At 66.0% G+C, this 24699-nt stretch carries 24 protein-coding genes; 14 read left to right on the top strand and 10 right to left on the bottom strand.

All coding sequences use genetic code 11. The features are described 5' to 3' along the window. Window positions 1-32: 32 nt before the first annotated feature. From G3O06_RS09780 to G3O06_RS09765, 4 genes are all read right to left on the bottom strand, one after another. Complete coding sequence (locus G3O06_RS09780) at window positions 33-923, bottom strand: alpha/beta hydrolase family protein (RefSeq protein ID WP_205815871.1); 891 nt, start codon at window positions 921-923, stop codon at window positions 33-35. A 98-nt stretch (window positions 924-1021) separates the two neighbouring features. Further along, window positions 1022-1762 (bottom strand): alpha/beta hydrolase, encoded by a 741-nt coding sequence (locus G3O06_RS09775; protein WP_205815870.1) that lies wholly within the window; start codon window positions 1760-1762, stop codon window positions 1022-1024. Continuing rightward, entirely contained in the window at window positions 1759-2565 is an 807-nt protein-coding gene (locus G3O06_RS09770; protein ID WP_174998040.1) for a DinB family protein, read from the bottom strand. The genes G3O06_RS09775 and G3O06_RS09770 overlap by 4 nt, the downstream gene beginning before the upstream one ends. Window positions 2566-2761: 196 nt before the next feature. Next, a complete protein-coding gene (locus G3O06_RS09765) occupies window positions 2762-3193 on the bottom strand; it encodes a YciI family protein (protein ID WP_174917001.1) in 432 nt (143 codons plus the stop codon). 209 nt (window positions 3194-3402) lie between these two features. Between G3O06_RS09765 and G3O06_RS09760 the strand changes: the two genes are divergently transcribed. Further along, window positions 3403-3627: a hypothetical protein gene (locus tag G3O06_RS09760; RefSeq protein WP_205815869.1), complete on the top strand. Its 225-nt coding sequence runs from the start codon at window positions 3403-3405 to the stop codon at window positions 3625-3627. A gap of 296 nt (window positions 3628-3923) precedes the next feature. Here G3O06_RS09760 and G3O06_RS09750 read toward each other — a convergent pair whose 3' ends face one another. The 3 genes from G3O06_RS09750 to G3O06_RS09740 all read right to left on the bottom strand — a co-directional run bounded on the left by G3O06_RS09750 (window position 3924) and on the right by G3O06_RS09740 (window position 7216). Further along, a complete protein-coding gene (locus G3O06_RS09750) occupies window positions 3924-5345 on the bottom strand; it encodes an MFS transporter (protein WP_122947884.1) in 1422 nt (473 codons plus the stop codon). 161 nt (window positions 5346-5506) lie between these two features. Next, window positions 5507-6268, bottom strand: coding sequence for an ABC transporter permease (locus G3O06_RS09745; RefSeq protein ID WP_083266168.1), 762 nt, complete (start codon window positions 6266-6268; stop codon window positions 5507-5509). 3 nt (window positions 6269-6271) lie between these two features. Beyond that, a complete protein-coding gene (locus G3O06_RS09740; protein ID WP_174916999.1) occupies window positions 6272-7216 on the bottom strand; it encodes an ABC transporter ATP-binding protein in 945 nt (314 codons plus the stop codon). Window positions 7217-7650: 434 nt separating this feature from the next. On the opposite strand from G3O06_RS09740, the gene G3O06_RS09735 reads away from it, so the two are divergent. From G3O06_RS09735 to G3O06_RS09690, 10 genes are all read left to right on the top strand, one after another. Beyond that, the gene (locus G3O06_RS09735) at window positions 7651-7947 is read left to right on the top strand and encodes a cupin domain-containing protein (protein WP_174969792.1); all 297 of its coding nucleotides are present in this window, start codon (window positions 7651-7653) and stop codon (window positions 7945-7947) included. 617 nt (window positions 7948-8564) lie between these two features. Continuing rightward, window positions 8565-10163 (top strand): DUF2957 domain-containing protein, encoded by a 1599-nt coding sequence (locus G3O06_RS09730; RefSeq protein ID WP_205815868.1) that lies wholly within the window; start codon window positions 8565-8567, stop codon window positions 10161-10163. 71 nt (window positions 10164-10234) lie between these two features. Next, window positions 10235-11488, top strand: coding sequence for a DUF2957 domain-containing protein (locus G3O06_RS09725; RefSeq protein WP_174981224.1), 1254 nt, complete (start codon window positions 10235-10237; stop codon window positions 11486-11488). Between the two features lie 73 nt (window positions 11489-11561). Then, window positions 11562-12386: an OmpW family outer membrane protein gene (locus G3O06_RS09720; RefSeq protein WP_174916995.1), complete on the top strand. Its 825-nt coding sequence runs from the start codon at window positions 11562-11564 to the stop codon at window positions 12384-12386. A 121-nt stretch (window positions 12387-12507) separates the two neighbouring features. After that, entirely contained in the window at window positions 12508-13011 is a 504-nt protein-coding gene (locus G3O06_RS09715) for an activator protein (protein ID WP_205815867.1), read from the top strand. A gap of 182 nt (window positions 13012-13193) precedes the next feature. Then, window positions 13194-13697: an activator protein gene (locus tag G3O06_RS09710; protein ID WP_205815866.1), complete on the top strand. Its 504-nt coding sequence runs from the start codon at window positions 13194-13196 to the stop codon at window positions 13695-13697. Window positions 13698-13930: 233 nt separating this feature from the next. Next, window positions 13931-15022: a hypothetical protein gene (locus G3O06_RS09705; RefSeq protein WP_205815865.1), complete on the top strand. Its 1092-nt coding sequence runs from the start codon at window positions 13931-13933 to the stop codon at window positions 15020-15022. A 415-nt stretch (window positions 15023-15437) separates the two neighbouring features. Beyond that, window positions 15438-16580 (top strand): glycosyltransferase, encoded by a 1143-nt coding sequence (locus G3O06_RS09700; RefSeq protein WP_205815864.1) that lies wholly within the window; start codon window positions 15438-15440, stop codon window positions 16578-16580. Next, window positions 16577-17071 carry a hypothetical protein gene (locus tag G3O06_RS09695; RefSeq protein WP_174916991.1) on the top strand — a complete coding sequence of 165 codons (495 nt, stop codon included), beginning with the start codon at window positions 16577-16579 and terminating at the stop codon, window positions 17069-17071. Before G3O06_RS09700 ends, G3O06_RS09695 begins: the two co-directional genes overlap by 4 nt. Window positions 17072-17084: 13 nt before the next feature. Next, complete coding sequence (locus G3O06_RS09690; RefSeq protein ID WP_205815863.1) at window positions 17085-17669, top strand: dual specificity protein phosphatase family protein; 585 nt, start codon at window positions 17085-17087, stop codon at window positions 17667-17669. Window positions 17670-17753: 84 nt separating this feature from the next. On the opposite strand, the gene betA is transcribed toward G3O06_RS09690, so the two are convergent. Genes betA through betI form a run of 3 tightly spaced genes read right to left on the bottom strand, consistent with a single transcriptional unit; the run spans window position 17754 to window position 21566 of the window. Beyond that, the gene (gene betA, locus G3O06_RS09685) at window positions 17754-19454 is read right to left on the bottom strand and encodes a choline dehydrogenase (protein WP_174916989.1); all 1701 of its coding nucleotides are present in this window, start codon (window positions 19452-19454) and stop codon (window positions 17754-17756) included. 25 nt (window positions 19455-19479) lie between these two features. Next, complete coding sequence (betB, locus tag G3O06_RS09680; protein WP_205815862.1) at window positions 19480-20949, bottom strand: betaine-aldehyde dehydrogenase; 1470 nt, start codon at window positions 20947-20949, stop codon at window positions 19480-19482. Window positions 20950-20981: 32 nt separating this feature from the next. Then, complete coding sequence (betI, locus tag G3O06_RS09675) at window positions 20982-21566, bottom strand: transcriptional regulator BetI (RefSeq protein ID WP_059730775.1); 585 nt, start codon at window positions 21564-21566, stop codon at window positions 20982-20984. 720 nt (window positions 21567-22286) lie between these two features. Here betI and G3O06_RS09670 point away from each other — a divergent pair. The 3 genes from G3O06_RS09670 to G3O06_RS09660 all read left to right on the top strand — a co-directional run. Beyond that, window positions 22287-23189: an alpha/beta hydrolase gene (locus G3O06_RS09670; RefSeq protein WP_174981201.1), complete on the top strand. Its 903-nt coding sequence runs from the start codon at window positions 22287-22289 to the stop codon at window positions 23187-23189. 67 nt (window positions 23190-23256) lie between these two features. Then, window positions 23257-23826 (top strand): isoprenylcysteine carboxylmethyltransferase family protein, encoded by a 570-nt coding sequence (locus G3O06_RS09665; protein WP_205815861.1) that lies wholly within the window; start codon window positions 23257-23259, stop codon window positions 23824-23826. Window positions 23827-23843: 17 nt separating this feature from the next. Further along, the coding region (locus G3O06_RS09660) for a glycosyltransferase (protein ID WP_205815860.1) at window positions 23844-24699 on the top strand (856 nt) is incomplete at its 3' end.

Below are 24699 nucleotides of genomic sequence, written 5' to 3'. Positions count from 1 at the left end.
GGGCCGCGTTGCGGCGGGCGACGCGGGGCGCGTCAGCCCGCGCGCGTCATGCCCGGCGCATGGGGCGCGGGGTGGTACGCATAGCCGCCATGCTGGAACGACATCGCGAAGAAGCGCATCTGGTAGCGGATCGCGTTCGCCCAGTAATCCCACGTATGGCCGCCCGGCCGCTCCGCATAGTCGTGCGGCACGCCGAGCGCGACGAGCCGCTCGTGCAGCGTGCGGTTCGAGCCGACGAACGCGTCGTCGCGGCCGCAATCGATCGTCAGGTCGAGATGCGCGCGCACGAACGCGCTGGCGCTGGCGGCGATCACGTTGCGGTTCCAGAACGAAGGATGGCGGCCGGGGTCGCCGAACACGTGTGCGATGCCCGGCTCGTCCGAGCAGCAGCGCGGATCGACCGCGCCGCTGATGCTGCCGACGGCGCCGAACGTGTCGGGCCGGTCGAGTGCGATGCGCAGCGCGCCGAAGCCGCCCATGCTGAGCCCGGTGATCGCGCGGGCGCGTTGCGTCGCGATCGTGCGGAAGTGCGAATCGACGTAGGACACGACTTCGTCGCCGATGAAGGTTTCGTAGCGGCTGCCCGAGTCGAACGGGCTGTCGATGTACCAGCTCTCGTGCCCGCCGTCGGGCATTACGAGGATCACGTGGTAGCGGTCGGCCAGCGCGGCGATGTGCGTGTTCGACGTCCAGTCGGTATGGTCGCCGCCGGAGCCGTGCAGCAGATAGACGACTGGATAGCGGTCGCCGTCGCGGGGGCCGCGCGCATAAGCGTCGGGCAGCACGACGGTGGCCTTGAGCGTCTCGTTCATCGCGGCGCTGGGAATCACGACGACCCGCGCATGGAATGCGAGAGCAGGGCCCGAAATGGCGAGCAGCAGAAGCAGCCAGATGGCGTGTGCCAGGTATATCGATCCTCGCATGTGTCGATCCCGTCCGGCGCCGGACGCCGGGAAAACCCTGTTCTGGCGACTCTAGCAACCGCGCCTTTCAACCAAATTTCGGCGAATCCTACGGGTTGTCAGGCTGGCGGCGCGGACACGATGCGCTCGAGCGCCGCGCGAAACGCGTCGGGTTGCTCGGCCGGGATCAGGTGCCCGCAGTGCGCGATCGTGTCGAAGCCGGCGCAGCGTGCGAGCGCCCAGTCGGGCACGTGCCAGCCTGCGCGCGAACGTTCGCCGGCCATCAGCCAGACCGGGTGACGCTCGAACACTTGCGCGAGTGCCTGCAGGTAGTCGGGTTCGCCCGTCGTCGCGACCACCGAGCGGCCCATCGCGCGCAGCGTCGATGCGGGCTGATGCGCGAGCCAGCGGCGGGCGTCGTCGAGCAGGCCGGGAGACGGCGCGTCGATCGCGCCACGCAGCCAGCCGGGCGGATCGGCGCGCAGCCCGTCGAGCATCGCGTCGGCTTCGGCGGGCGTCATGCGGCCGACCGACGCCGACCAGAACGCATCGTCGAGCGTGAAGTTGCCTTCGACGTTGACGATCCGCCGCACGCGTTCGGGATGGGCGTGCGCGAACAGCATCGCGATCGCGCCGCCGACCGAGTGGCCGACGACATCGACCGGTTGCGCGCCGAAGTGCGTATCGACGGTATGGCGAAGGTGCTCGACCTGCGTGGCGAGCGTGATCGCGTCAAACGGTGCCGCGCGATGCGCGCCGTAGCCGAGCAGGTCGGGGGCGAGATGCGGGCCGTTCCATCCGCGCACGTCGAGCGTGCCGATGAAGCCGTGGATGAAGACGATGGGCGTGGGCTGGGTCATGGGGCGGGCGCGGAAGGAAGGGGCGGCAATTCGAGTTCGGCGAGCAGTTCGTCGAGTTCGAGCACGTGCGTGCGGTCGTGGTCGAGCAGTTCGCGCACGAGTTCGTCGAGCGACATGCGGCGGATGCCGTCGCGCAACCCGCAGCGTGCGAGTTGCGCGGAATCCAGCGCGGCCGCGGTTGCACACAGCGCGGCGCGGCTCGTGCGGAATGCAGTGACGGCGGCATCAAGCGGCTGGGCGAGATAGTCGCGTTGCGCGGCGAGCACGGTACCGTCGACGGACGCGATCACCGGCAGGTCGAGCGTGCGCACGGCATCGATGCGTTCGGCGAACACCGCGTCGAGATCGCGCAGGTGGCAGGCGTGCTCGACGAGCGAGAAGCCCGTGCCGTCGGGGCGGCGTGTCCACAGCGCGGCCGGCACGTGCGCCGCATATGCGGCGAGCCGATCGGGCAGGCGGGCCAGCGCGGCGACGACATCGGCGAACGGCAGCACCTGCGGATACGCGCTGAACACCGCGCCGTAGCTGAACAGCGTGCCGCCGAGCCGGCCGCGCGCCTGCGCGACGTCGTGGCCGTGACGGCGCATGACTTCCGCGACCATCGCGCCGCAGAACTGGCGGGCGGTCGTGTCGGTTTCGATTTCGGGGAATTTCAGTGCGATCTCGTGCTGGATCGCGCCGATCGCGGCGACGCCCACGCGTGACAGTGCCGCAAACTCGACGTAGCGCTCGGGTTGCGCGATCAGTGTTTCGAGCTGGGCGCCGAGCGCGGTGGTGCGGAAACGGTCGAAACGGGAATGCATGATGACGAGGCCCTGCCGAGTAACGTATCAAAACGATACGTTACTCGGCAGGGCCTCGTCAATCGGTTTGCCGGGGAGGTTCAACGGAGCGACACGATGCATCCCGGGCATTGTCCGGCTGGGGGCACCGGGTCTGCGGTGGCGCCCGGTGCCGCCGGGCGCCACGCTGTGTGCGATCCGCGCTTCCGCCTGCCGTTCAGGACTTCTGTCGTGCGTCGATTTCCGTACGCAGGTGCGCTTCCTGCTCCTGCAGCTCGGGGGTGAGCGCGGCACCGAAATCCTCTGGCGAAAAGATTTGCCGGATCTCGATGTCCGATTCGACGGGCATCGGATTCGGGCAGCGCTTCACCCATTCGACCGCTTCGTCCATCGAGTTCACTTCCCACAGCCAGTAGCCGGCGATGAGTTCCTTGGTTTCGGTGAACGGGCCGTCGATGACCGTCCGGTCCTTGCCGGAGAAGTGCACGCGCTTGCCGCGCGAACTCGGATGCAGTCCCTCGCCGGCGAGCATCACGCCGGCTTTCACGAGCGCTTCGTTGTACTGGCCCATTGCGGCCAGCAGTTCGGTATCGGGCATCGCGCCCGATTCGGAAGTGGCGGTTGCCTTGACGATGACCATGACGCGCATTGCTGTTTCTCCTTGAACAGGTGTTGACGGGAGCCGCCGGCGGTGCCGACGGCAAAACGATCGGTTACGACAACACGACGCATGAAGATGGCGCGAATCGACATTGTGCGTGAAGAATTTTCGCGTGCGGCCGCACCGGCGGGCCTTGCCGCGGAGCCCGTCGCCAAAACTGGTATGCTGATCCTCACCACGTTCACGCGGAGGGCGCCATGGCTGCTAAAGAAATCTCGAAGAAGAAGTACCTGAAAATCCTGAACAAACGCTTGCGCGCCGAGCCGGCGGCTCCGGCAGGTGCATCGTTTGTCTTTTTCCCGCTGGGTGCGAAGGCGAAGAACGCGACGGGTGTCGTGTCCGGCGACGCGCGCAGCAAGCGCGAGCTGGCGGTGATGGCCGCGGTCCAGCGCAAGGCGGCCGAAGAGTTCGTCGTCGCCTGACCGGAACCTGCCGCACTGCCGTCGGGTTGCCGCCTCCGCTGCTTACGCGGCGGCGGCCTCGCAATGCGCGATCGCGCCGGCGAGCACGCGCGGGATGTCGTGCGTGATGGCCGGGCCGTGGGGGCCGGACACCACCGTCGCGCGATCGCCGCGATGCACCAAGGGGCGCGCGACACGGTGCCTCGATGCAGTCTAGCAGCGTCGGTCCAGGCGCGAATCCTGTCAGTTTACGCAACAGCCGGGCACGGCGCTGAGCGCCGTCCCGGCCGTCAGGAGCATCCAGGCTGACCGGGTGCTCAGGACACCTTGTCCGCCGCCGCCGTGTACCGGCCGCCGCCACCTGCTTCGTCGCCCGCCGCCAGTTGCTCCAGCGCGAGCCCCTTCGTTTCGATCCCGAGCGTCCACACGGCGATTGCCGCCGCGACGAACGACAGTGCGCCGAGCGTGAACACGCCGCCCTGGCCGAACACCGGCAGCACGACGCCGACCACATAAGGCCCGATCAGCGAGCCGACGCGCCCGATCGCCGACGCGAAGCCCGAGCCCGTCGCCCGCGCGCCGGTGCCGTACAGCTCGGGCGTGTACGTGTACAGCGCGGCCCACATCCCGAACAGGAAGAACTGCATCGCGAGGCCCGTGACGATCAGCAGCGTCGTGCTGCCGCCGTACAACGCGCTCTGGCCGTACGCGTAGGCCATCACGCCGCCGCCGAGCAGCGACGCAATGCAGGTCGGCTTGCGCCCCCAGCGTTCGACGAGCCACGCGGCGCACAGGAAGCCCGGCACGCCGCCGAGCGAGATCAGCACCGTGTAGAACACCGATTTCGTGACCTCGAAGCCGGCCTGCTGCAGCAGCGCGCCGAGCCACGACGTGAGACCGTAGAAGCCGAGCAGCGCGAAGAACCACAGCAGCCACACCATCACCGTGCGGCGGCGGTACACGCCGCTCCAGATTTCGCGCAGCGCGCCGTGGCCGCGCGCGACGACCGGCTCGGCAAGCCGCGACGGCGGCGGCAGTGTCGTGACGCCGGCCGAGCGCATCACCTTCGCCTCGATCGTGTGCATCACCGTGTCGGCTTCCGTGTGCCGGCCCGCATGCTCGAGCCAGCGCGGCGATTCCGGCACGATGCGGCGCACGACGAGCACGAACACGGCGGGAATCGCGAGCAGCGCGAACACCGTGCGCCAGCCGAACTGCGGCAGCACGAAGTACGCGACGATACCGGCGGTGATGAAGCCGAGCGGCCAGAAGCCATCCATCAGCGCGATCAGGCGGCCGCGCTTCTCGGTCGGCACGAATTCGGACAGCAAGGTCTGCGCGACCGGGAATTCCATCCCCATCCCGATCCCGAGCAGCACGCGGTAGACGATCAGCGCGTCGACGCTCTGCGCGGTCGAGCACAGGTAGGAGGCTGCGCCCCACAGCACCATGCTCCACTGGAACACCGGCCGGCGGCCGAAACGGTCGGCGAGCAGGCCGGCGACGGCCGCACCGAGCACCATCCCGAAGAAGCTCGCGCTCGCGACGAGGCCGGCGGCCGCGGTCGACAGGCCGAACTCCTTGCGGATCGAGCCGAGCACGAACGTCATCGTGCCGAGGTCGACCGAGTCGAAGAAGAACGCGATCGCGATGATGAAGAAGATCCGCTTGTGATAGCCGGAGAACGGCAGGCGTTCGAGCCGGGCGGCGGCGGAGGCTGGAGCGGTGGCGGCGGGCATGGCGTCCTCTGAAATGAAAAAGGGGCCGCGCAGCGCATGCTCCAGGGCCCCGATGCTTCATATTCAGTAGACGCGACCACAAACTGCCGCATCAGAGGAAAAGCGCCGCCTGCTTGCTCAAATGCGTCATCGGCGGGCGGCGCGCGCGATGCCCGCCGGCGTCAGTTCTTCAGCTTGTAGCCGGTGCGGAACATCCACGCGACGATCGCCAGCAGGATCACGAGGAACAGCGACGTCGCACCGAGGCTGACGCCCACATGGACGTCGGCGATCCCGTAGAACGACCAGCGGAAGCCGCTGACCAGGTAGACGATCGGGTTGAACAGCGTGACGACGCGCCACGCGGGCGGCAGCATGTCGACCGAATAGAAGCTGCCGCCGAGGAACGTGAGCGGTGTGATGATCAGCAGCGGCACGAGCTGCAGCTTCTCGAAGCTGTCGGCCCAGATGCCGATCACGAAGCCGAACAGGCTGAACGTGACCGCCGTCAGCACGAGGAACAGCACCATCCAGAACGGATGCAGGATGTGCAGCGGCACGAACAGGCCGGCCGTGGCGAGGATGATCACGCCGAGCAGGATCGACTTCGACGCGGCCGCGCCCACGTATGCGATCACGATCTCCCAGTACGACACGGGCGCGGAGAGAATCTCGTAGATCGTACCCGTGAAGCGCGGGAAGTAGATGCCGAACGACGCGTTCGAGATGCTCTGCGACAGCAGCGACAGCATCACGAGCCCCGGCACGATGAACGAGCCGTAGCCGATACCGTTCACGTCGCTGATGCGCGAGCCGATCGCGGAGCCGAACACGACGAAATACAGCGACGTCGAGATCACCGGCGCGATGATGCTCTGCATCAGCGTGCGGCGCGTGCGGGCCATTTCTGCGCGGTAGATCGCGCGGATGCCATGCAGGTTCATGCGTCAGGCTCCTTGCATGCCGTTGCGGCGGTTGTCGATCAGGCTGACGAAAATGTCCTCGAGCGAGCTCTGCGTCGTGTGCAGGTCGCGGAAGCCGATGCCGGCCGAGCCGAGCGCATTGATCAGCTTCGCGATGCTCGCGTCGTCGCGCTGCGAGTCGTACGTGTAGACGAGCGCGGCGCCGTCGTCCGCGCGTTCGAGCCCGAACGGCGCGAGCGCGGGCGGCACGTCGGAGAGCGGGTGCTCGAGCTGCACGGTGAGCTGCTTCTTGCCGAGCTTGCGCATCAACTCGCGCTTTTCCTCGACGAGCACGAGCTCGCCGCCGAGGATGATGCCGATCCGGTCGGCCATTTCCTCGGCTTCCTCGATGTAGTGCGTGGTCAGCAGGATCGTCACGCCGCTCTCGCGCAGCGAATCGACGAGCTTCCACATGTCGCGACGCAGCTCGACGTCGACGCCGGCCGTCGGTTCGTCGAGGAACAGGATGCGCGGCTCGTGCGAGAGCGCCTTCGCGATCATCACGCGGCGCTTCATGCCGCCCGACAGCGTCATCAGCTTGTTGTCGCGCTTGTCCCACAGCGACAGCGCCTTCAGCGTCTTCTCGATATGCGCGGGATCGGGCGCCTTGCCGAACAGGCCGCGGCTGAACGACACGGTCGCCCAGACGGTCTCGAACGCGTCGGTCGTCAGTTCCTGCGGCACGAGGCCGATCATTTCGCGGGCCGCGCGGTAGTGGTCGCGGATGTCGTGGCCGCCGACCGTCACGCGGCCTTCGGTCGGCGTGACGATGCCGCAGATCGAGCCGATCAGCGTCGTCTTGCCGGCGCCGTTCGGCCCGAGCAACGCGAAGATCTCGCCGGGGCGGATGTCGAGGGTCACGTGCTTCAGCGCCTGGAAGCCGGACGCGTAAGTCTTGGAGAGGTCTGAGACGGAAAGGATCGGTTGCATGCTCACGGATGGCACGGCCGGCCGGCGTGACGGGATGCGCCGCGCGTGCCCGGCGTCGTCGCCGCTGCGAAGCGGCCGGGACCGGGGACGGCATGGCGAACGGGCGTCATGTCGAACGGCATTGTGGTGCGGGATCGCGGGATCGCCATATTAGCAATCGGTAGATGGAAATGCATTCTCGTGGAAAGGGCGCGTGTTGCCGATGCCGGATTTGCGTGAATTGACGGTGCATCGCTGAATAACACGGTTGTTTATTTGCGATGTGTGAACAATTCATGCGTTTTTCGGCGAACCGGGCGGCGATCGCGTTTGCGCGCGGCGGCGGCACGGCTGGCCGGCCGACTGTGCCGCCCGAAGGCCGTCGCGCCGTACCGGGACGGCGTGCGCGGCGCTCGCGATAATGCGTTCCTTTCATCGTTCATGGAGCGGAGCGCATGTCTTTGATCGATTTCAAATCCGTGGCGGCGGCCCAAGCCGTCGCGTGGAAATCCACGATCGTCGGCGAGGTGGGGCCGGCCAGGATCAAGGTGCTGCGTATGGATGCGCAGGCTTACGAAGCGGAAGTGCACGATTACAACGAGGGGCTGCTGGTACTCGACGGCCGGATGATGCTCGAGGTCGGGGGCGAGACGGTCGTGGTCGAGGCCGGGCAGATGTACCTCGCGCTTGCCGGCACGCCTCACGCGGTGCTGCCGGGCAGCCACGGCACGCTCGCGATCATCGACGTGTAAGGTTGCGCCGCAGCATGCGGGCGAGCGGCCAGGCCCGGCTGGCTTGGCTCGGCGCGGGTTGGCGGTCGCCGTTCAAACGCGTGTTACACAGCCCGGGTATTTGTCTGAGCAAATAAAATGAAGGCTGTTTGAAAATCTGTCAAATACCGTGTAAACGCTAGGATCGCGCGGTTTCGGTCGTTTGGAACTCTGTATCCATTTACTTGTGGGTATCGTCCGATCATAGTCTCCACAAACGACGCATCACGATAACGAATCAAGCGTACGGATGGAGACCCATACATGAGACGCCTTTCCGCGGGGCCAGTCGGACTGCCGTTTCCCGTTTTTTCGCTGAATGCAGGCGCGATGCAGATCGCGTACCTGCGTTGTCCTATCGCCGTGTAGCGGCGAACCACTTCCCGTTTCGATCGTTCTCACGGCGCCGTGCCGCATGACGGCCCCGCGGGAGAGCGCTTGCCTGCCGCTGCGGCGTGTGCCGCATTTGCCTGACCGGCATCGCGGCTCGCCCAGCGAGCACTGTCATGCGCCGCGCGTTCGCGCCGCGGCGCGATACCAACCGGCGGGCCATGCAGCCTGTCCGGACGAGACTTGTCGTACCTCAAAAGGAGGGGTTGATGATTTGCATTCCTGAATGGCGGAAGGCGATTCTGTCGTGCGCGGTAGTCGCTTTGCCGTTCGTCGCCGGTTGCGGTGGCGGTGACGATCCGGGGCCGATCAACGTGCCGCAGTGCTCGGGCAGCGCATGCGGGCCGAGCGGCTCTGAAACGACGCCGCCGGTCGTGACGAAGCTGTGTCCGGACGCGCTCGATTACACGACGACGTATACGGGCGGTTCGGGTAGCGGCGAGTACGTGAAGGTGAAGTTCGACACGACGAAGCTCACCTATCAGATGCAATTCCTCGAATCGTCGGTGCCGACGTCGGCAGGGCAAGTCAACAATACCCGCGCGGGCCTGACGATCAGCGGCGCATTCCATCATCCGACCACGCTCCCGACCGCCGAGCAGAACCGCTGCGCATTCGTGCTCGACAGCGGCGCGACGAGCGACGGCGCGTATTCGGTGACGATCAATCGTGCGGACCCGCCGATGCTGTTCGTCGGCAACGGCGTGGTGGGCGGCGGGATTCCTGGGGCGACGATTGCGTTCGCCGGTATCCCGCTGGCCCCGGGCGTCGCGCTCGGCGTCGTACCGTCGCGCACCTTCGATTTCTATCCGTTCATCGGCTTCATCGACACCGAAACGGACTTCACGAAAGTGGCGGGCAACTACAACGAGGTAGGCATCCATCTGTCGCCGATCGGCGGTGATGGTCAGAGCCCGACCGGGACAGTCGGCTGGGAGTCCGACGTCGTCAACTGGAATCAGACGCTCAATGCGGACGGCTCGTGCACGATCACGCAGGGCAGCGACTACTCGTGTCAGACGACCGGGACGCCGTGGACGCGACGCAATAACGCGGACGGATCGGCAGACAATGTATTCGTGAGCAATCCAGGCGCGTCGCCGGGGTATCCGATTGCGGGGCAGGGTTCGACGCTGATCATTGCACCGAGTCAGGCGAAAGGCATCATGATCGTCGGCAAGCTGAACGGCGTACTTGTGCCGATCGTGATTCGTGTCGGCTACACGCACGTCGATACGGTCAATCTGCTCGCATCGGTCGCCGATGCCGAAGTCGGCATCTCGATGCTTTCGTCGACGAAAGCGATTGCCGCGAACTCCCTGAAGGGGGGATTTATCGGTGCGACCAGTGCATCCGCATGCGGCATCGTGACATCCAGCGGCCAGGGGAACAAGTTGGCGACGGCGGGGCCGAGCTTCAACCCGAACGTGCCGCACCCCGACCTGCCCGGTACCTTCACCAATAACGCCTTCTATTCGGTAGCGGGCAGTTGCAACGACGGTACCGCCGTCTCGACGATGGCTGCGAACTATACGTCCACGCTGTTCCAGGGCAGTACCGCGGCGTTCATCGATCCTCAGACGTCGTCGGTGACCTCGCAGTTCGGGCTCGACTACACGCAGGCGACGCCCGGCAAGATCAAGGTCACTGCCACGCAGAACTTCAACGCGAAGGGCGCGAACGGCAACGTGGCGATTTTCAAGAAGGGCGATACGGGCTGGATCGTGACGGCCGGCAACGTCTACGCGATGATCGTCAACAACAGCCAGGTCAACCCGTTCTTCACAGTCGGCGCATTCGTCCAGTAACCCTGCATCGAACACGTAACACCGGCGGCGCATGCGTCGCCGCCGGCGAATCGAATTTCAAGAGGATTCCTATGAATTTGAAGCAATGGATGGCCGCGGCGTCGCTTGCGCCCGTGCTGGCAGCATGCGGCGGAGACGGCGACCCGCCGCCCGCACCGGTGGTCCGGCTGTGCCCGCAGACGATCGACTACAACACGGTGTTCATCGGCGGGTCGGGGTCGGGCGAGCTTGTGAAGGTGCAGCTCGATACGACGAAGATGACGTACCGGATGACGTACCTCGCGTCGCCGGTACCGACCACCACGGGCACTGTGCAGCCGACGCGCGACACGGCGCCGGCCAACGTGGTCGACGGCACGCTGGCCGACGAAACGGGGCTGCCGACGGTGAAGCTGAACCAGTGCACGTTCCGGATGCAGAACGCGAGCCTCGATCCGAGCCGGCCCGCGCGGCTGTTCCTCGGCGAAGGCGTGCTGGGCGGCGCGATTCCCGGCGCGACGATCCAGTTCAACGGCGTGATCGGCGTCGGCAAGATTCCGCAGACGACGTTCCCGTACTACCCGTTCATCAGCTTCTCGTCGCTGGAAACCGACCTGACGAAGATCGCCGGCCAGTACAACCAGCTCGGCTATCACCAGGTGCCGTCGCAGAGCTTCCAACCGGTGGCGCTCGACCAGAAGGTGACGATCAACGCGGACGGCAGCTACGTCGAGACCGACAACTTCGGCAAGAAGAACGGCGGGCAGCCGCTCGCGTCGAGCGCGACCGTGAACCAGCGGTTCACGCTGCGGCCCGATGCGCCGGCATTCCAGTCGCTCAACTACCTGCCGCAGATTCCGCCGACACTCGCGGCGGTCGATCCGGCGAAGGCCGGCAAGGGGATCCTGATCGTCGGCAAGCTGCGCAACCAGCTCGTGCCGATCTTCATCCGCACCGGCGCCGCGAACGCGGACCTTACGCAAGGCCCGCCGAGCGCGGACGACGAATCGGGCATCTCGTTCCTGAGCCCGCAGACGGCGGTCGCGCTCGGCTCGCAGAACGGCGAGTACACGGGTGTGGATAGCTCGTTCAACTACCGCGCGACCGCGCTCGTCGGCGCGCAGGCCACGCTGCTCGATCCGTTCAATGCGTCGCAGGCTGCGCTCACGCGCGCGCTGAACCTCGACTACACGCAGAAGGTGCCCGGTGTCGTCACGACCGTGCATGCGGATGCGGCGTCGGGGCCGGCGACCGGCAAGTTCGTGTTCACCGGCGGCGTATTCGGGTTCCTCGACATGAACGATACGAGCAACCCGTACTTCACGGTCGGCGCATTCGTGCAGTGACGCACGCCTGGATGGAGACACGGTGGCGCCGCGCGCAGGTGCGCGGCGCCCGGACAGAATGAGGGGAGACTTCATGAAGAAGCTGATTGTCGCGGGTGTCGTCGCAGGCGTGTCGACGCTCGCATCGGCCCAGCAGGCGGGCGACAACGTCGCAACGCTGGGCTGGCTGCACATCATGCCGCAGGATTCGACCAACGGGCTGACGACGAATCTTGCCGGCATGCCGATCAACGGGCCGCTGCGCCTGCCCGGGTCGTTCACGTCGCCGGGCACGAGCCTGACGGTCAACAACGCCGATACCGTCGGCCTCACGCTCACGCACTTCTTCACCGACCACATCGCGGTCACGTCGGTGCTCGGCGTGCCACCCGAGTTCACGCTGACAGGGCACGGCACGATCCGGCCGCCCGGCCCGGCCGGTGCGCTCGGCAGCGTCAACATGGACGATCCGGCGAACCAGCCGGCTGTGAAGAACGCTCGGCAGTGGAGCCCGACGATCATTCTGCAGTACTACTTCAATTCGCCGACGGCGCGGTTCCGCCCGTTCGTCGGGATCGGCGTGGCGTACAGCTGGTTCAGCAACATCGAACTGAACGGCAACTTCGCGAAGGACATCAACGAGAACCTCGGCAGCGTGCTCGCGGCCGGTGCCGGCAAGCCGGGGGCGACTTCGGTAGAGGGCAAGGCGTCGTCGTCGTTCACGCCGGTCTACAACGTCGGCGCGAGCTATGCGATCGACAAGCACTGGGGTGTAACGGCGACGCTGACCTACATGCCGCTGAAGACCTACTCGTCGCTCGTGATCAAGGCGGCCGACGGCTCGACGCTCGCGACCACGCGCACGAAGTTGAAGGCTGACCCGCTGATCACGTTCGTCGGGATTTCCTACAAGTTCTGAGCCGACCGGTGCGCATGACGCGCACCGGCGGCTTCCTGCGACCGGCTGGCCGGACCCTTCCGGCCGGGAGGTCGCGTTCCTGGCGGCGTGCCGCCATTTGTGAAGAGAGGGGGCAGTTCAAATGAGCATTCGCAAAATCGTATCGCTTGTTGCTGCAGTGGCTTTCACCGCGGTTTCGGCCGCGCCTGCTTTCGCCGTCACCGTTACGCGGGCCGACGGTCAGCCGATGAATCCGAACGGCGAGCCGTTCTCTGCGTCGGGGCTCACGAACCTCAGCAAGGGAGCGATCAGCGCAGGCTGTACCGCGACCTTCAACGGCACGATCACGTCGACCGGCATCGTCAACATCACGTCGACGACGTTCACGGGTGGCGCGACGTGTTCGCTGATCAACGGCAGCGCGAGCAGCACGTCGCCGTGGACGGGGCAGGCTGACAGCACGACGCAGTTGTCGATCAACAACGTGAAGGTGAACGTCACGCTGCTCGGCACCTGCGGGCCGAGCAAGGTCGTGACGACGTGGAGCGATGCGAATTCGTCGCTGGCGTTCAACAACTCCGTGCTGACGCCGGACTGCACGGTGGCTGGCACGGTTCTGACGTCGCCGAAGTTCCACGTGCAGTAAGCGATCGCGGATCGAAGCGGATGCCCGCCGCGCGCGAGGGCCGTGCGGTATGTGCGGCGGGTATTCGCGGTTTCGATGGGTTCGTGCCGTCGCGTGCATGGGCGCGGCGGCCGGATTCATTCGGCAGAGCGGTCGCGTTTCTCGTGTAAGGCCGCCACATATCAAGAGAGAGGGCCGTACAGATGAAAATTCGTCAGATTGCATCGCTTGCTGCTGCAGTGGTATTTACCGTGGTTTCGGCCGCGCCTGCTTTTGCGGTGACCGTTTCGCGCGCGGACGGCCAGCCGATGAATCCGAACGGTGAGCCGTTTTCGGCGACGGGGATGACAACGATCGGTAAAAAGACGATCAATACCAACTGTTCCGTGACGTTCAACGGAACGATCACGCCGGCGGGAGTCATCAATATCACGTCGGCGCAGTTCAACGGGGGCAACTGGTGCCCGCTGATCAGCAGTACGGCCAGCAGCACATCGCCGTGGACGGGGCAGGTGGACAGCGCGACCCAGCTCTCGATCAACAATGCGCAGGTGAACTTCACGCTGCTCGGCCCTTGTGGTCCGAGCAAGCTCGTGGCGGCCTGGAATGATTCGAATTCGTCGCTGACGTTCAACAACGCCGAATGGACACCGGACTGTCGGTTGGCCGGTACGCTCATCGCGTCGCCGAAGCTCCACGTGCAGTAAGCGTCGCGGATCGAAGAGAGGCGCCAGCTGTGTGCGAGGACTGTGCAGCACGTATGGCGGGCATCTGTCTTCCCGACGTATCCATGTCGTTGCGCGTATCGGCGTGATGGCGGGCCGACCACACGTGTCGCGATCCGACGCGCGTGGTCTTGCGGGTCGGCACGGCATACCGCGCCATCCGATCCGACTGAATTACCACTATTCCAATTGGCCAGAACTATCCCGGAAGACCCATGCTTACCGATCCAGCAAAGTATGGAGATGCCCGCGGCGCGACGCCTGACCGGCTGCGCACGGCCGCGTGGCTGCAGTACCTGATCGAACGACTCGACGCTGCCGCGTGTGCAGCGGAGGCGAGTGACGCCGACGACACGACCGTCATGGCGTCACACGCGATACGCATGCGGGCTGGCGCGAGCCTGTCCCGAGAAGCGACAGCAATTCTTCACCGGCTCGCACCGTGGATCGCGTCGGACGCCGGCGTCTGCGCCTGCGACCTGACCGACCCGCTCGGTGCATGCTCGCATGTGCCTTCGATGGCCCAACTCGACGAAGCCGAACGCAGCTGCCCCGGTTCGCGCACTGTGTTCGACACTGCGTACGGCGTGATCGATGCATGCGCATTCGACGATCCCGATGTCGGCTGGGCCGCGCTCGAGCGGATTGCCGGTGGTGTCGAATGCAACGGGGACGATGCCGACGAACGCACCGAACATGAAAATTGCGAGCCGGACGACACGCCGCCTGCGAAGAACCTGAGAGACAGGCTGGCCGTCGTTGCTGCGGCGAGTGGAGAAACGTCGGTGATGCCCGGCGCCGTCATCGATGCGATCGTGCTGCGCTTGTGCGGGCCGCGCGACGATGCATCGCGCATCGACGAGATGGCTGCGCTCGTGACGTTCTCGGCCGTACTCGCCGCCGGCGACGGTACCTCCGTTGCCGCGTATGGCAGTCAGCACAACCTCGTTGCGCGGGCGATCCGCACGCATCGTGCCGATCTCGCGTCGGTGGACGGGCTGCTCGCGGCGTTATCCGTGTGCAGGCTGGATCAACTCGTCGGCGCGGGCAGTTTCTGGGCCTACTACCTGCTGGCGGGCATCGTGATCGCAGCACCGGACGCCGTGCGGGAAGTCGGTCGCCGCTTTCATGGTGACGAGTGGCAGGCGTGGCTCGATCACGTGCTCGCGTGGCCAGCGGTCAGCCGCTTCGGGCCGCAGGAGGACGCCGCGTTCGAACGCCTGCAAGGCGCGATGAGCCTGACGTCGCGATGGAATCCGATCGTTCGCGGGAAGCGGATGCGCAAGCGGGGTGGTGTAACACCCTGATATGGGGAGCACGTGGGACAAGGCTGGCTGATGCATCGCCGTTGCTGAATCAACACGTAAGAATTCCAAACGAATCCGGCACGAGCGTCCACGCTCGAGCCGAAATGCCGGGCCCCGTTCGCACGCGCGAACGGGTGTCAGGCGGCGACGCGCTCGGCGTCCACACTGGCTGCGCGCCGCGCCGTCCACGCCATCTATCTTTCCTTCCTGACCGCCTGCATCCCCCCGATCCAGGCACCATCGACCGAACGCAGTATGATTCCGCAGACGTTGCCGGCGATCGCTTCGATATAACCGCTCGCCCGCACCGCCAAAGATCCGCCAAGCTTGTTGTAAGCCGGACGCAAACAGCCGCCGCGTGAGAGCGCCGTTGCGAACCCGCATCCGGACCACCTTCATCGAAACGGTCAGTCAGATGTCAAAGCAAAACAAGAAGATCCTCCTCCTGAGCGTCAGCGCCGGCGCCGGCCATACCCGCGCGGCCGAAGCGATCCGCGCGTTCGCCGACCACCATCCGGCCGGCATCGAAGCCACCCACCTGGACGTGATGGATTTCGTATCCACCGGCTTCCGCAAGCTGTACACCGATCTCTATATCAAGCTCGTCAGCAGCCAGCCGGCGCTGTGGGGCTACCTGTACCAGAAGACCGACGAAGTCGATCCCGCCGCGCCGTCGCAGAAGGTCCGACGCGCGATCGAGCGGCTCAATTGCCGGGCACTGCTCGCGGAGATCGAACGGCAGCGCCCGGACGCGATCATCTGCACGCACTTCCTGCCCGCCGAACTGCTGTCGCGCGAGATCCGCAAGGGGCGCGTCGACACGCCGGTGTGGGTGCAGGTCACCGATTTCGACCTGCACAGCATGTGGGTCGTGCCGAACATGCGCGGCTATTTCGCGGCCAACGACGAGATCGCGTGGCGCATGCATGCGCGCGGCATGGCGCCCGACACGGTGCACGTCAGCGGCATCCCGATCATGCCGGCGTTCGGCCAGCCGCTCGATCGCGCGGCCTGCGCGGCCGAATTCGGCCTCGATCCCGCGCGCCCGACGTTCCTGATGATGTCCGGCGGGGCGGGCCTTGGCGGGCTCGACGTGCTGGCCGCGCGCCTGCTGGAGATGGATGCCGACTTCCAGCTGATCGCGCTGGCCGGCAAGAACAAGGCGATGCTGGCGTCGTTGCAGGAACTCGCCGCGCAGCATCCGGGCCGGCTGTTTCCGCAGGGCTTCACGCAGCAGGTCGAACGCCTGATGGCCTGCGCCGATCTCGTCATCACGAAGCCGGGCGGTTTGACGACGTCCGAATGTCTCGCGATGCAGCTGCCGATGATCGTCAACTCGCCGATTCCGGGCCAGGAAGAGCGCAATGCGGATTTCCTGCTCGAACAGGGTGTCGCGCTGAAGGCGATCGACGACGATGCGCTCGTCTACCGGATCCGCGCGTTGCTGCAGGCGCCGGAGCGTCTCGCCGACATGCGTCGCCGTCTCGCGCCGCTCGGGCGGCCGCTCGCCGGCCGCTTCGTGCTCGATCGCGTGCTGGGCCTGGAGCCGGCTGCATGAGTGTCGCGCGTTTTGTGCCGACGCGACATACGGTGTTCGTCGTCGCGTGGGTCGTGTTGCTCGCGTACTTCTTCGCGAACGTGGAGATCCAGATCGAAGGCAGCGCGGGCTGGGCCGCCAACCTGCCGACGTGGCGCGTCGAGCATCACTGGCTGCTCGACATCTTCTGGGGCGGGCGGCCGATGACGGGCTACCACGCATGGGTGTTCCCGTTCGTCGCGCTGTTCTTTCACCTGCCGGCCGTGTTCAACGGCCGGTGGTCGTGGCGCATCGAAGCCCGCATCATCGCGTGCATCATGGTGTTCTGGCTGACCGAGGATTTCCTGTGGTTCGTGCTGAATCCGGCTTACGGCCTGGCCCGCTTCAATCCGGCCAACGTGCCGTGGCACATCCACTGGCTGGGCATCGCCCCGACCGACTACTGGACGATGAGCGCCGCCGCGATCGTGTTGTTCATTGTTTCCCGCGAGCGCAAGCGCGCGTTTTATTGATCCCGGACCCGACATGAAAATCGCCGTCATTGCCGCGATCGCCGTCACGCTTGCCGGGCTCGTGCAGCCGGCCCACGCGGACCCGGCCTCCGAGGTGCCCGCCCGGCCGATCAAATGGGCGCAGAGCGTGACCGATGCGCATGTGAACAACCTGCATCGCATCACGCCGACCCTGTATCGCAGCGCGCAGCTGTCGCGCTCGGACGTGCCGGAACTGCAGAAGCTCGGCATCCGCAAGGTCATCAGCTTCCGTTCGTTTCACGCGGACGACACCATCCTGGCCGGCACGCAGATCAAGATGCAGCGCATCCGGATCAACACGTGGGACATCCGCGATGAAGACATGGTCACCGCGCTGAAGGCGCTGCGCACGGCCGACCAGGACGGCCCGGTGCTGATCCACTGCCAGCACGGTGCCGATCGCACGGGCCTCGTGTCGGCGCTGTACCGGATGGTGTACCAGGGCTGGACGCGCGAGCAGGCGCTCGATGAACTGCAGCACGGCGGCTACGGGTTCCATCCGATCTGGCAGAACATCACGAACTACCTGCAGCATGTGGACGTCGAGCGTTTGAAGCGAGAAGTGAACAGCGGCTGACGAACACATGCAAAACGCCGCCGACAATCACTGTCGGCGGCGTTTCGTCAGTACGCTGATGCGCGGGCAGCACGCCCGCCGTCGTCAGACCGTTTCCGGCTGCCGCACAGCCTTCGCGATGTTGCGCGCCATCGCCCCGTTCGCGACGAAGTAAGGCACGTCCACGCGCGCAAGCGGCTTGCGCCCGCGAATCTTGTCCGCGATCTTCTCGGCGATCATGATCGTCGGCGCGTTGAGGTTGCCGGTCGTGATGATCGGCATGATCGACGCATCGACGACGCGCAGCCCCTCGAGCCCGTGCACGCGGCCTTCTTCATCGACCACGGCCATGTCGTCGTAACCCATCTTGCACGAGCACGACGGATGGAACGCGGTCTCCGCGCGGGCGCGCACGAACGTGTCGAGTTCCTTGTCGGACTTGCAGTCGGCGCCCGGATTCAGCTCGCGGCCGCGATAGCGGTCGAGCGCGGGTTGCCGCATGATCTCGCGCGTCGCGCGGATCGCGTCGCGGAACTCGCGCCAGTCGAGCGCTTCGGCCATGTAGTTGAACAGGATGCTCGGGTGCTGGTTCGGATCGCGCGAGCGCAGCTTCACGCGGCCGCGGCTCGGCGAGCGCATCGAGCCGACGTGCGCCTGGAAGCCATGCATCTCGATCGCGTTCGAGCCGTTGTAGTTGATCGCCACCGGCAGGAAGTGATACTGGATGTTCGGCCACAGATCGTCGTCGCGCGTGCGGATGAAACCGCCCGCCTCGAAGTGGTTGCTCGCGCCGAGGCCGGTGCCGTTCAGCATCCATTCGAGGCCGATCTTCGGCTGGTTCCACCACTTGAGCGCCGGGTACAGCGAGACCGGCTCCTTGCACTCGTACTGGATGTACATCTCCAGGTGATCCTGCAGGTTCTGGCCGACACCGGGCAGGTCGAGCACGACGGGAATGTCGAGTTCCTTCAGCCACGCGCCGGGGCCGACGCCCGAGCGCTGCAGCAGTTGCGGCGACGCGATCGCGCCGCTGCACACGAGCACCTCGCGGCGCGCATGCGCGGTCGCGCGTTCGGTGCCGCGCAGGTACGTGACGCCCGATGCGCGCTTGCCGTCGAACAGGATGCGGTCGGCGAGCGCGTGCGTGACGATCTCGAGGTTCGGCCGCACCTTCGCCTGGTCGAGGTAGCCGCGCGCGGTGCTTGCGCGACGGCCCTTCGGCGTGACGGTGCGGTCCATCGGGCCGAAGCCTTCCTGCTGATAGCCGTTCAAGTCGTCGGTGCGCGGATAGCCGGCCTGCACGCCCGCGTCGACCATCGCCTCGAACAGCGGGTTCACGCCCGGCTTGCTGGTCGTGACCGACACGGGGCCGCTGCCGCCGTGGTAGTCGTTCGGGCCGACGTCGCGCGTCTCGGCTTTCTTGAAGTACGGCAGGCAGTCGAGGTACGTCCAGTTCTCGAGGCCCTTGTGCGTCGACCAGTTGTCGTAGTCGAGCGCGTTGCCGCGGATGTAGCACATCCCGTTGATCAGCGACGAGCCGCCGAGTCCCTTGCCGCGGCCGCATTCCATCCGGCGGTTGTCCATGTGCGGCTCGGGGTCGGTCTCGTACGCCCAGTTGTAGCGGCGGCCCTGCAGCGGGTAGGCGAGGGCGGCCGGCATCTGCGTGCGGAAGTCGAAGCGGTAGTCGGGGCCACCCGCTTCGAGCAGCAGCACCGTCACGTCCGGATCTTCCGTCAGGCGCGTTGCGAGCACGTTGCCCGCGGAACCGGCGCCGCAGATGATGTAGTCGTATTCGCGTGTCGTCATGACGGTCAATCTCCTTTCGTGATTCTTAAAACACCGGGTTGTAGCGGCCGAGCTCGACCTGCACCGACTTGATTCGAGTGTAGTGCTCGAGCGTCGTGATGCCGTTCTCGCGTCCGACACCGGATTGCTTGTATCCGCCAACCGGCATCTCGGCCGGCGATTCGCCCCACGTGTTGATCCAGCAGATGCCGGCTTCGAGGCGATGGATCGTGCGGTGTGCGCGCGACAGGTTCTCGGTCACGACGCCGGCCGCGAGGCCGTAGTGCGTATCGTTCGCGCGGGCGATCACTTCGTCCTCCGATTCGAAATCGAGGATGCTCATTACCGGCCCGAAGATTTCCTCGCGGACGATCTTCATGTCGTCGCGGCAATCGCCGAACACGGTCGGCGCGACGTACTGGCCGCCGCCGAAGTGGCCGTCGGTCAGGCGCGTGCCGCCCGCGAGCAGCTTCGCGCCCTCTGCCTTGCCGCTCTCGATGAAGCCGAGCACCTTGTCGAGCTGCGCGGCCGACACGAGCGGGCCGAAGTTGGTGTCGGCATCGGTCGGCTTGCCGACGCGGATGCGCTTCACGCGTTCGAGCACCTTTTGCGTAAACGCATCCTTGATCGAGCGGTGCGCGAACACGCGCGTGCCGTTCGTGCAGACCTGGCCCGAGCTGAAGAAGTTGGCGGTCACCGCGATGTCGGCCGCGCGGTCGAGATCTGCATCGTCGAACACGATCAGCGGCGACTTGCCGCCGAGCTCCATCGTCACTTCCTTCAGCGACGAAGCGCCGGCCAGCGACATCACCTTCTTGCCGGTCTCGACGCCGCCCGTGAATGACACCTTCGCGATGTCCGGGTGGCCCGTCAGCAGCGCGCCGACCGAGCCGTCGCCCTGCACGACGTTGAACACGCCGGCCGGCACGCCGGCTTCCGTATAGATTTCCGCGAGCTTCAGCGCGGTGAGCGGCGTGACTTCGCTCGGCTTGAACACCATCGCGTTGCCGGCCGCGAGCGCGGGTGCCGTCTTCCAGCACGCGATCTGGATCGGGTAGTTCCATGCGCCGATGCCCGCGCACACGCCGAGCGGTTCGCGGCGCGTGTAGACGAACGATTCGGCGCGCAGCGGCACCTGCAGCCCTTCGATCGCGGTGGCGAGGCCCGCGTAGTACTCGATCACGTCCGCGCCGGTGACGATGTCGACCGCGAGCGTCTCGGCGATCGGCTTGCCCGTGTCGCGCGTTTCCAGCGCCGCGAGCTCGTCGTTGCGCTCGCGCAGCAGGTCGACCGCGCGGCGCAGGATGCGCGAGCGCTGCATCGCGGTCATCGCGGCCCATTCACGCTGGCCTTCCTGTGCGGACGCGACTGCACGATCGACGTCGGCCGCGCTCGCCTGCTGGACCTGCGCGAGCAGTTCGCCGGTGGCGGGATCGAAGGTGTCGAAAGTCTTGCCGCTCGTGGCGTCGACGTAACCGCCGCCGATGTAGAGGCGCTGCAAACCGAATACGGACATGAGGATCTCCTTGAGGGCGACTGCGTGACGCGTCAGTCGGACGCGAGCAGCAGGTCGATGTAATCGTGGGCGAGCTTCAATGCAGCCCGGGTGTCGATCGGGCCGCCGGCGAGTGCGCCGCGCAGCCACAGGCCGTCGATCAGCGCGGCGAGGCCGCTGGCGGCTTCGCGCGCTTGCGTGCGCGGCAACGCCTTCGCGAATTCGGCGCACAGGTTCGAATGGAGGCGCCGCGTGTTGACGTGCTGCAGGCGCTTGAGCATCGGGTCGTGCATGCTCTGCGACCAGAACGCGAGCCACGTCTTCATCACGGGCGCGCTGACCTGCGTGTCGTCGAAGTTCGCGGCGACGATGGCGCGCAGCCGCGAACGCGGATCCTTGCGTGCCGCCGTGCGGCGGCGCGTGGTGGCCGACCACAGGTCGCGCAGCACGTGCCGCATCGTCGCTTCGAGCAGGCCGTCCTTGTCGCCGAAGTAGTGGCTGACGATGCCCGTCGAGATGTTCGCGCGTTGCGCGACCGATGCGAGCGTCGTGCCGGGCAGGCCCGCTTCGTCGATCGAACGCAGCGTGGCGTCGATCAACTGTGCGCGGCGAATCTCCCGCATTCCGACTTTCGGCATCGCGACTCCTTTCGCCCGGACGGGCCGTCCATGGAAGTCGAGAGCTTAGCGGTTTTTTATTGATCGTTCAATCAACAAAAAATCGGGGTCTGACGGTGACGATGCGGGTCCGGCAGGCGGGAAGGGCACCCGATCGCGCGTTGTGCAGGTGCGGAAAAATAATTGAAAGATGATTAAAAAAGCTGGAGTTTGTTTAAAACGCTTTCTGAAGCGGGTGATCAATCCGGTTAATCGTTGCAGGTGCCGAAGCGATTACGGAATGAAAGAGTTTTGAGCTGTGTGATATTCGATGAAACAGGGAAGCCGGCCTGCAAAACGTCGTCACGATTCATTCACGAAAATCCGTTTGAAATGGGCGAATTAAACGGTTCAATATGTTGATTTAACAGGGATATTTATCGTATTGACAGGAATCGGCCGATGTTCCGCAAACGATTGCGATCGCCCTCGAAAGCATTGCGCATACCATAAAAAATGACGAAATAATTTGAAACTGAAGCATTTCCTAACAGAGTAGAGGGTATCGTTGGAATGACTTGAGTCAGTAATATTGTCCGTATTAGTATGGCGCCGCACTAAGAGGAATGAATCGATACCGCCGGTATTGCCGCGGTGCATTGGCCAACAGCGCGATTCGGATTGCGCGCCAAAACCGGCGCAGTCATTGCGCACCTGCAGCATGCCGCGACGTCGAGACGCCGCATCCACCGGAGAACGACGATGCTGACCGAAAAACACGTGGTTCCGCTGCCGAATGGTCTGAAGGTCTACGTCGAACGGAACGTGTTCGACCCGGCGTTCGACACGGCGATGCTCGTCAACGGCGCACTCGCGACGACCGCGTCGTTCGGGCAGACCGTCCAGTATCTCGGCGAGCGGATGAACACGATCTGCTTCGACCTGCCGTACGCGGGGCAGTCGCGCCAGCACAACCCGGGCTGCTACATCCTGACGAAGGACGACGAAGCCGCGATCCTGCAGCACCTGGTCGAGCACTTCGCGCCGGCGTACCTCGTGTCGGTGTCGTGGGGCGGCGTCGCGTCGCTGTTCGCGCTCGCACGCGGCTGCCCGAGCGTGCGGCGCGCGGCGATCTGCTCGTTCTCGCCGTTCCTGAACGATGCGATGGTCGACTACGTGACGCGCGCCCGCGACCACATCTCGGCCGGCGAGAACCTGAAGGCTGCGCAGCTGCTGAACGACACCGTCGGCCGCTACCTGCCGCGCATCATGAAGCTGTACAACTACCGGTATCTCACGCGCCTGCCGCGCGACGAGCAGGACCAGGTCGCGTTCCACGTCGACCAGATCCTGTCGCTGCAGCCCGAGCGCTACTTCAGCGAGTTCTCGAACATCGGCTGCGAGCTGCTGTTCCTGAACGGCGAGCGTGACGAGTACACGACGCCCGCCGACGTGCGCCAGCTCGGCGCGCACGTGCCGCGCGCGCGGTTCGCGACGGTGCCGGATGCCGGCCATTTCCTCGACATCGAAGGCCGTGCGCAGCGCGAATACACGCGTTCGGCGCTGCTCGACTTTTTCTGCGGCGGGTCGTCGCTCGCCGCCGGCATCGCGCTCGCCGCAGCGCAATCGTGCGTGCCCGCATCGATGCACGCGCTGTCGTCGTAACGCCGCACGCCGTGCGTCCGGTACGCGCGGCGCTCCCGAATTCCCATCCCAACGAGGCAGGCCAGCCGTGAATATCGTTCAGACCATCGCCATCGTCGTTCCGTGGGCCGCGTGGCTCGCCTACTGGATCGCCACTTCACAAGGCGTGAAGACGACCGTGCGCAAGGAAGCGTCGCGCTCGCGCACGCTGCAGTCGATTCCGCTGATCGTCGGCGGCGCGCTGATCATCCTGCCCGATCCGTCGTGGCAAGCGTTCGTGCCGGACTGGCAGCGCTTCGGCCTGCAGGCGCAGTGCGGGCTCGCGGTGCTGGTGGCCGGCCTGCTGTTCTCGGTGTGGGCGCGGCTGCACCTCGGCACGAACTGGAGCGTGTCGGTCACGCTGAAGGAAGACCATGAACTCGTCCGCACGGGGCCGTATGCGCTCGTGCGTCACCCGATCTATACGGGCTGCCTGATCGCGCTCGTCGGTGCCGCGCTGATCGGCGGCGAATGGCGCGGCGCGATCGGCGTGCTGCTCGTGTTCGCGTCGCTCGCGTACAAGGTGCGCGTCGAGGAGAGCTGGCTGACCGGGTATTTCGGGCCGGCGTACGCGCAGTATCGCCGCGAGGTCGCGGCGCTGATTCCCGGCTTCTACTGAACCCCGCGAGGCGCGCGATGGCGAAGATGATCGTGACCGCGATCGGCTCGGCGGGCGACGTGCATCCGCTGCTCGGCGTCGCGCGCACGCTCGCGGCGCGCGGCCACGACGTCGTGTTCTGCACGCACGCGCCGTTCGAGGCGGCCGTGCGGCGTTGCGGGTTCGCCTTCGTGCCGATCGGCACCGCAGCCGAATACGAGGCCGCGATGGCGAACCCCGCGCTGTGGGATTCGCGCACGTCGTTCCGCACGCTGTGGCAGGTGATCGTGCCGACGCTGCGCCCGCATTACGACGCGCTGCGTGCGCTGACCGACGGCGATACGGTGCTCGTCGGCACGCTGTGGGCGTTTTCCGCGCGCTTCATGCAGGAACTGCACGGCACGCCGTACGTGTCGGTGCAGGTGTCGCCGTCGACGCTGCTGTCCGCGCATGCGCCGCCGACGCACCCGCGCCTGACGATTCCCGCGCGCTGGCCGTTGACCGTGAAGGCGGCGCTGATGACGCTGATCGAGCGCCAGGTGCTCGATCGCGCGTGCGGCCCCGCGCTCAACGCGGTGCGCCGCGAGCTCGGGCTCGCGCCCGCGCGGCGCGTGCTGGGCCGCTGGCTGCATTCGACCGACGGCGTGCTGTGCCTGTTTCCCGGCTGGTTCGCGCCGCCGCAGCCGGACTGGCCGTCGAATCACCTGCAAAGCGGCTTTCCGTTGTTCAACGATATTGCGACACCCGATGAAGATGTGGCACTCGATGCGTATCTCGCGGCCGGTGAACCCCCGGTCGTGTTCACGGCCGGTTCGACACGCGTCGATCACGCGGCCTACGCGCGCGCGGTGGCGGACGCGCTGCGCGCGACCGGCGCGCGCGGGATCCTGCTGA

It is taken from the genome of Burkholderia sp. Ac-20345 (assembly GCF_017104825.1).
Taxonomy (GTDB): Bacteria; Pseudomonadota; Gammaproteobacteria; order Burkholderiales; family Burkholderiaceae; genus Burkholderia; species Burkholderia lata_B.
The sequence above is the reverse complement of the archived record's forward strand: the minus strand, read 5'-3'. Positions and strand labels throughout refer to the sequence as shown.

Coding starts and splice junctions, on each gene's coding strand:
- G3O06_RS09780 (WP_205815871.1), bottom strand. CDS start 923: ATGCGAGGATCGATATACCTGGCACACGCCATCTGGCTGCTTCTGCTG.
- G3O06_RS09775 (WP_205815870.1), bottom strand. CDS start 1,762: ATGACCCAGCCCACGCCCATCGTCTTCATCCACGGCTTCATCGGCACG.
- G3O06_RS09770 (WP_174998040.1), bottom strand. CDS start 2,565: ATGCATTCCCGTTTCGACCGTTTCCGCACCACCGCGCTCGGCGCCCAG.
- G3O06_RS09765 (WP_174917001.1), bottom strand. CDS start 3,193: ATGCGCGTCATGGTCATCGTCAAGGCAACCGCCACTTCCGAATCGGGC.
- G3O06_RS09760 (WP_205815869.1), top strand. CDS start 3,403: ATGGCTGCTAAAGAAATCTCGAAGAAGAAGTACCTGAAAATCCTGAAC.
- G3O06_RS09750 (WP_122947884.1), bottom strand. CDS start 5,345: ATGCCCGCCGCCACCGCTCCAGCCTCCGCCGCCGCCCGGCTCGAACGC.
- G3O06_RS09745 (WP_083266168.1), bottom strand. CDS start 6,268: ATGAACCTGCATGGCATCCGCGCGATCTACCGCGCAGAAATGGCCCGC.
- G3O06_RS09740 (WP_174916999.1), bottom strand. CDS start 7,216: ATGCAACCGATCCTTTCCGTCTCAGACCTCTCCAAGACTTACGCGTCC.
- G3O06_RS09735 (WP_174969792.1), top strand. CDS start 7,651: ATGTCTTTGATCGATTTCAAATCCGTGGCGGCGGCCCAAGCCGTCGCG.
- G3O06_RS09730 (WP_205815868.1), top strand. CDS start 8,565: ATGATTTGCATTCCTGAATGGCGGAAGGCGATTCTGTCGTGCGCGGTA.
- G3O06_RS09725 (WP_174981224.1), top strand. CDS start 10,235: ATGAATTTGAAGCAATGGATGGCCGCGGCGTCGCTTGCGCCCGTGCTG.
- G3O06_RS09720 (WP_174916995.1), top strand. CDS start 11,562: ATGAAGAAGCTGATTGTCGCGGGTGTCGTCGCAGGCGTGTCGACGCTC.
- G3O06_RS09715 (WP_205815867.1), top strand. CDS start 12,508: ATGAGCATTCGCAAAATCGTATCGCTTGTTGCTGCAGTGGCTTTCACC.
- G3O06_RS09710 (WP_205815866.1), top strand. CDS start 13,194: ATGAAAATTCGTCAGATTGCATCGCTTGCTGCTGCAGTGGTATTTACC.
- G3O06_RS09705 (WP_205815865.1), top strand. CDS start 13,931: ATGCTTACCGATCCAGCAAAGTATGGAGATGCCCGCGGCGCGACGCCT.
- G3O06_RS09700 (WP_205815864.1), top strand. CDS start 15,438: ATGTCAAAGCAAAACAAGAAGATCCTCCTCCTGAGCGTCAGCGCCGGC.
- G3O06_RS09695 (WP_174916991.1), top strand. CDS start 16,577: ATGAGTGTCGCGCGTTTTGTGCCGACGCGACATACGGTGTTCGTCGTC.
- G3O06_RS09690 (WP_205815863.1), top strand. CDS start 17,085: ATGAAAATCGCCGTCATTGCCGCGATCGCCGTCACGCTTGCCGGGCTC.
- betA (WP_174916989.1), bottom strand. CDS start 19,454: ATGACGACACGCGAATACGACTACATCATCTGCGGCGCCGGTTCCGCG.
- betB (WP_205815862.1), bottom strand. CDS start 20,949: ATGTCCGTATTCGGTTTGCAGCGCCTCTACATCGGCGGCGGTTACGTC.
- betI (WP_059730775.1), bottom strand. CDS start 21,566: ATGCCGAAAGTCGGAATGCGGGAGATTCGCCGCGCACAGTTGATCGAC.
- G3O06_RS09670 (WP_174981201.1), top strand. CDS start 22,287: ATGCTGACCGAAAAACACGTGGTTCCGCTGCCGAATGGTCTGAAGGTC.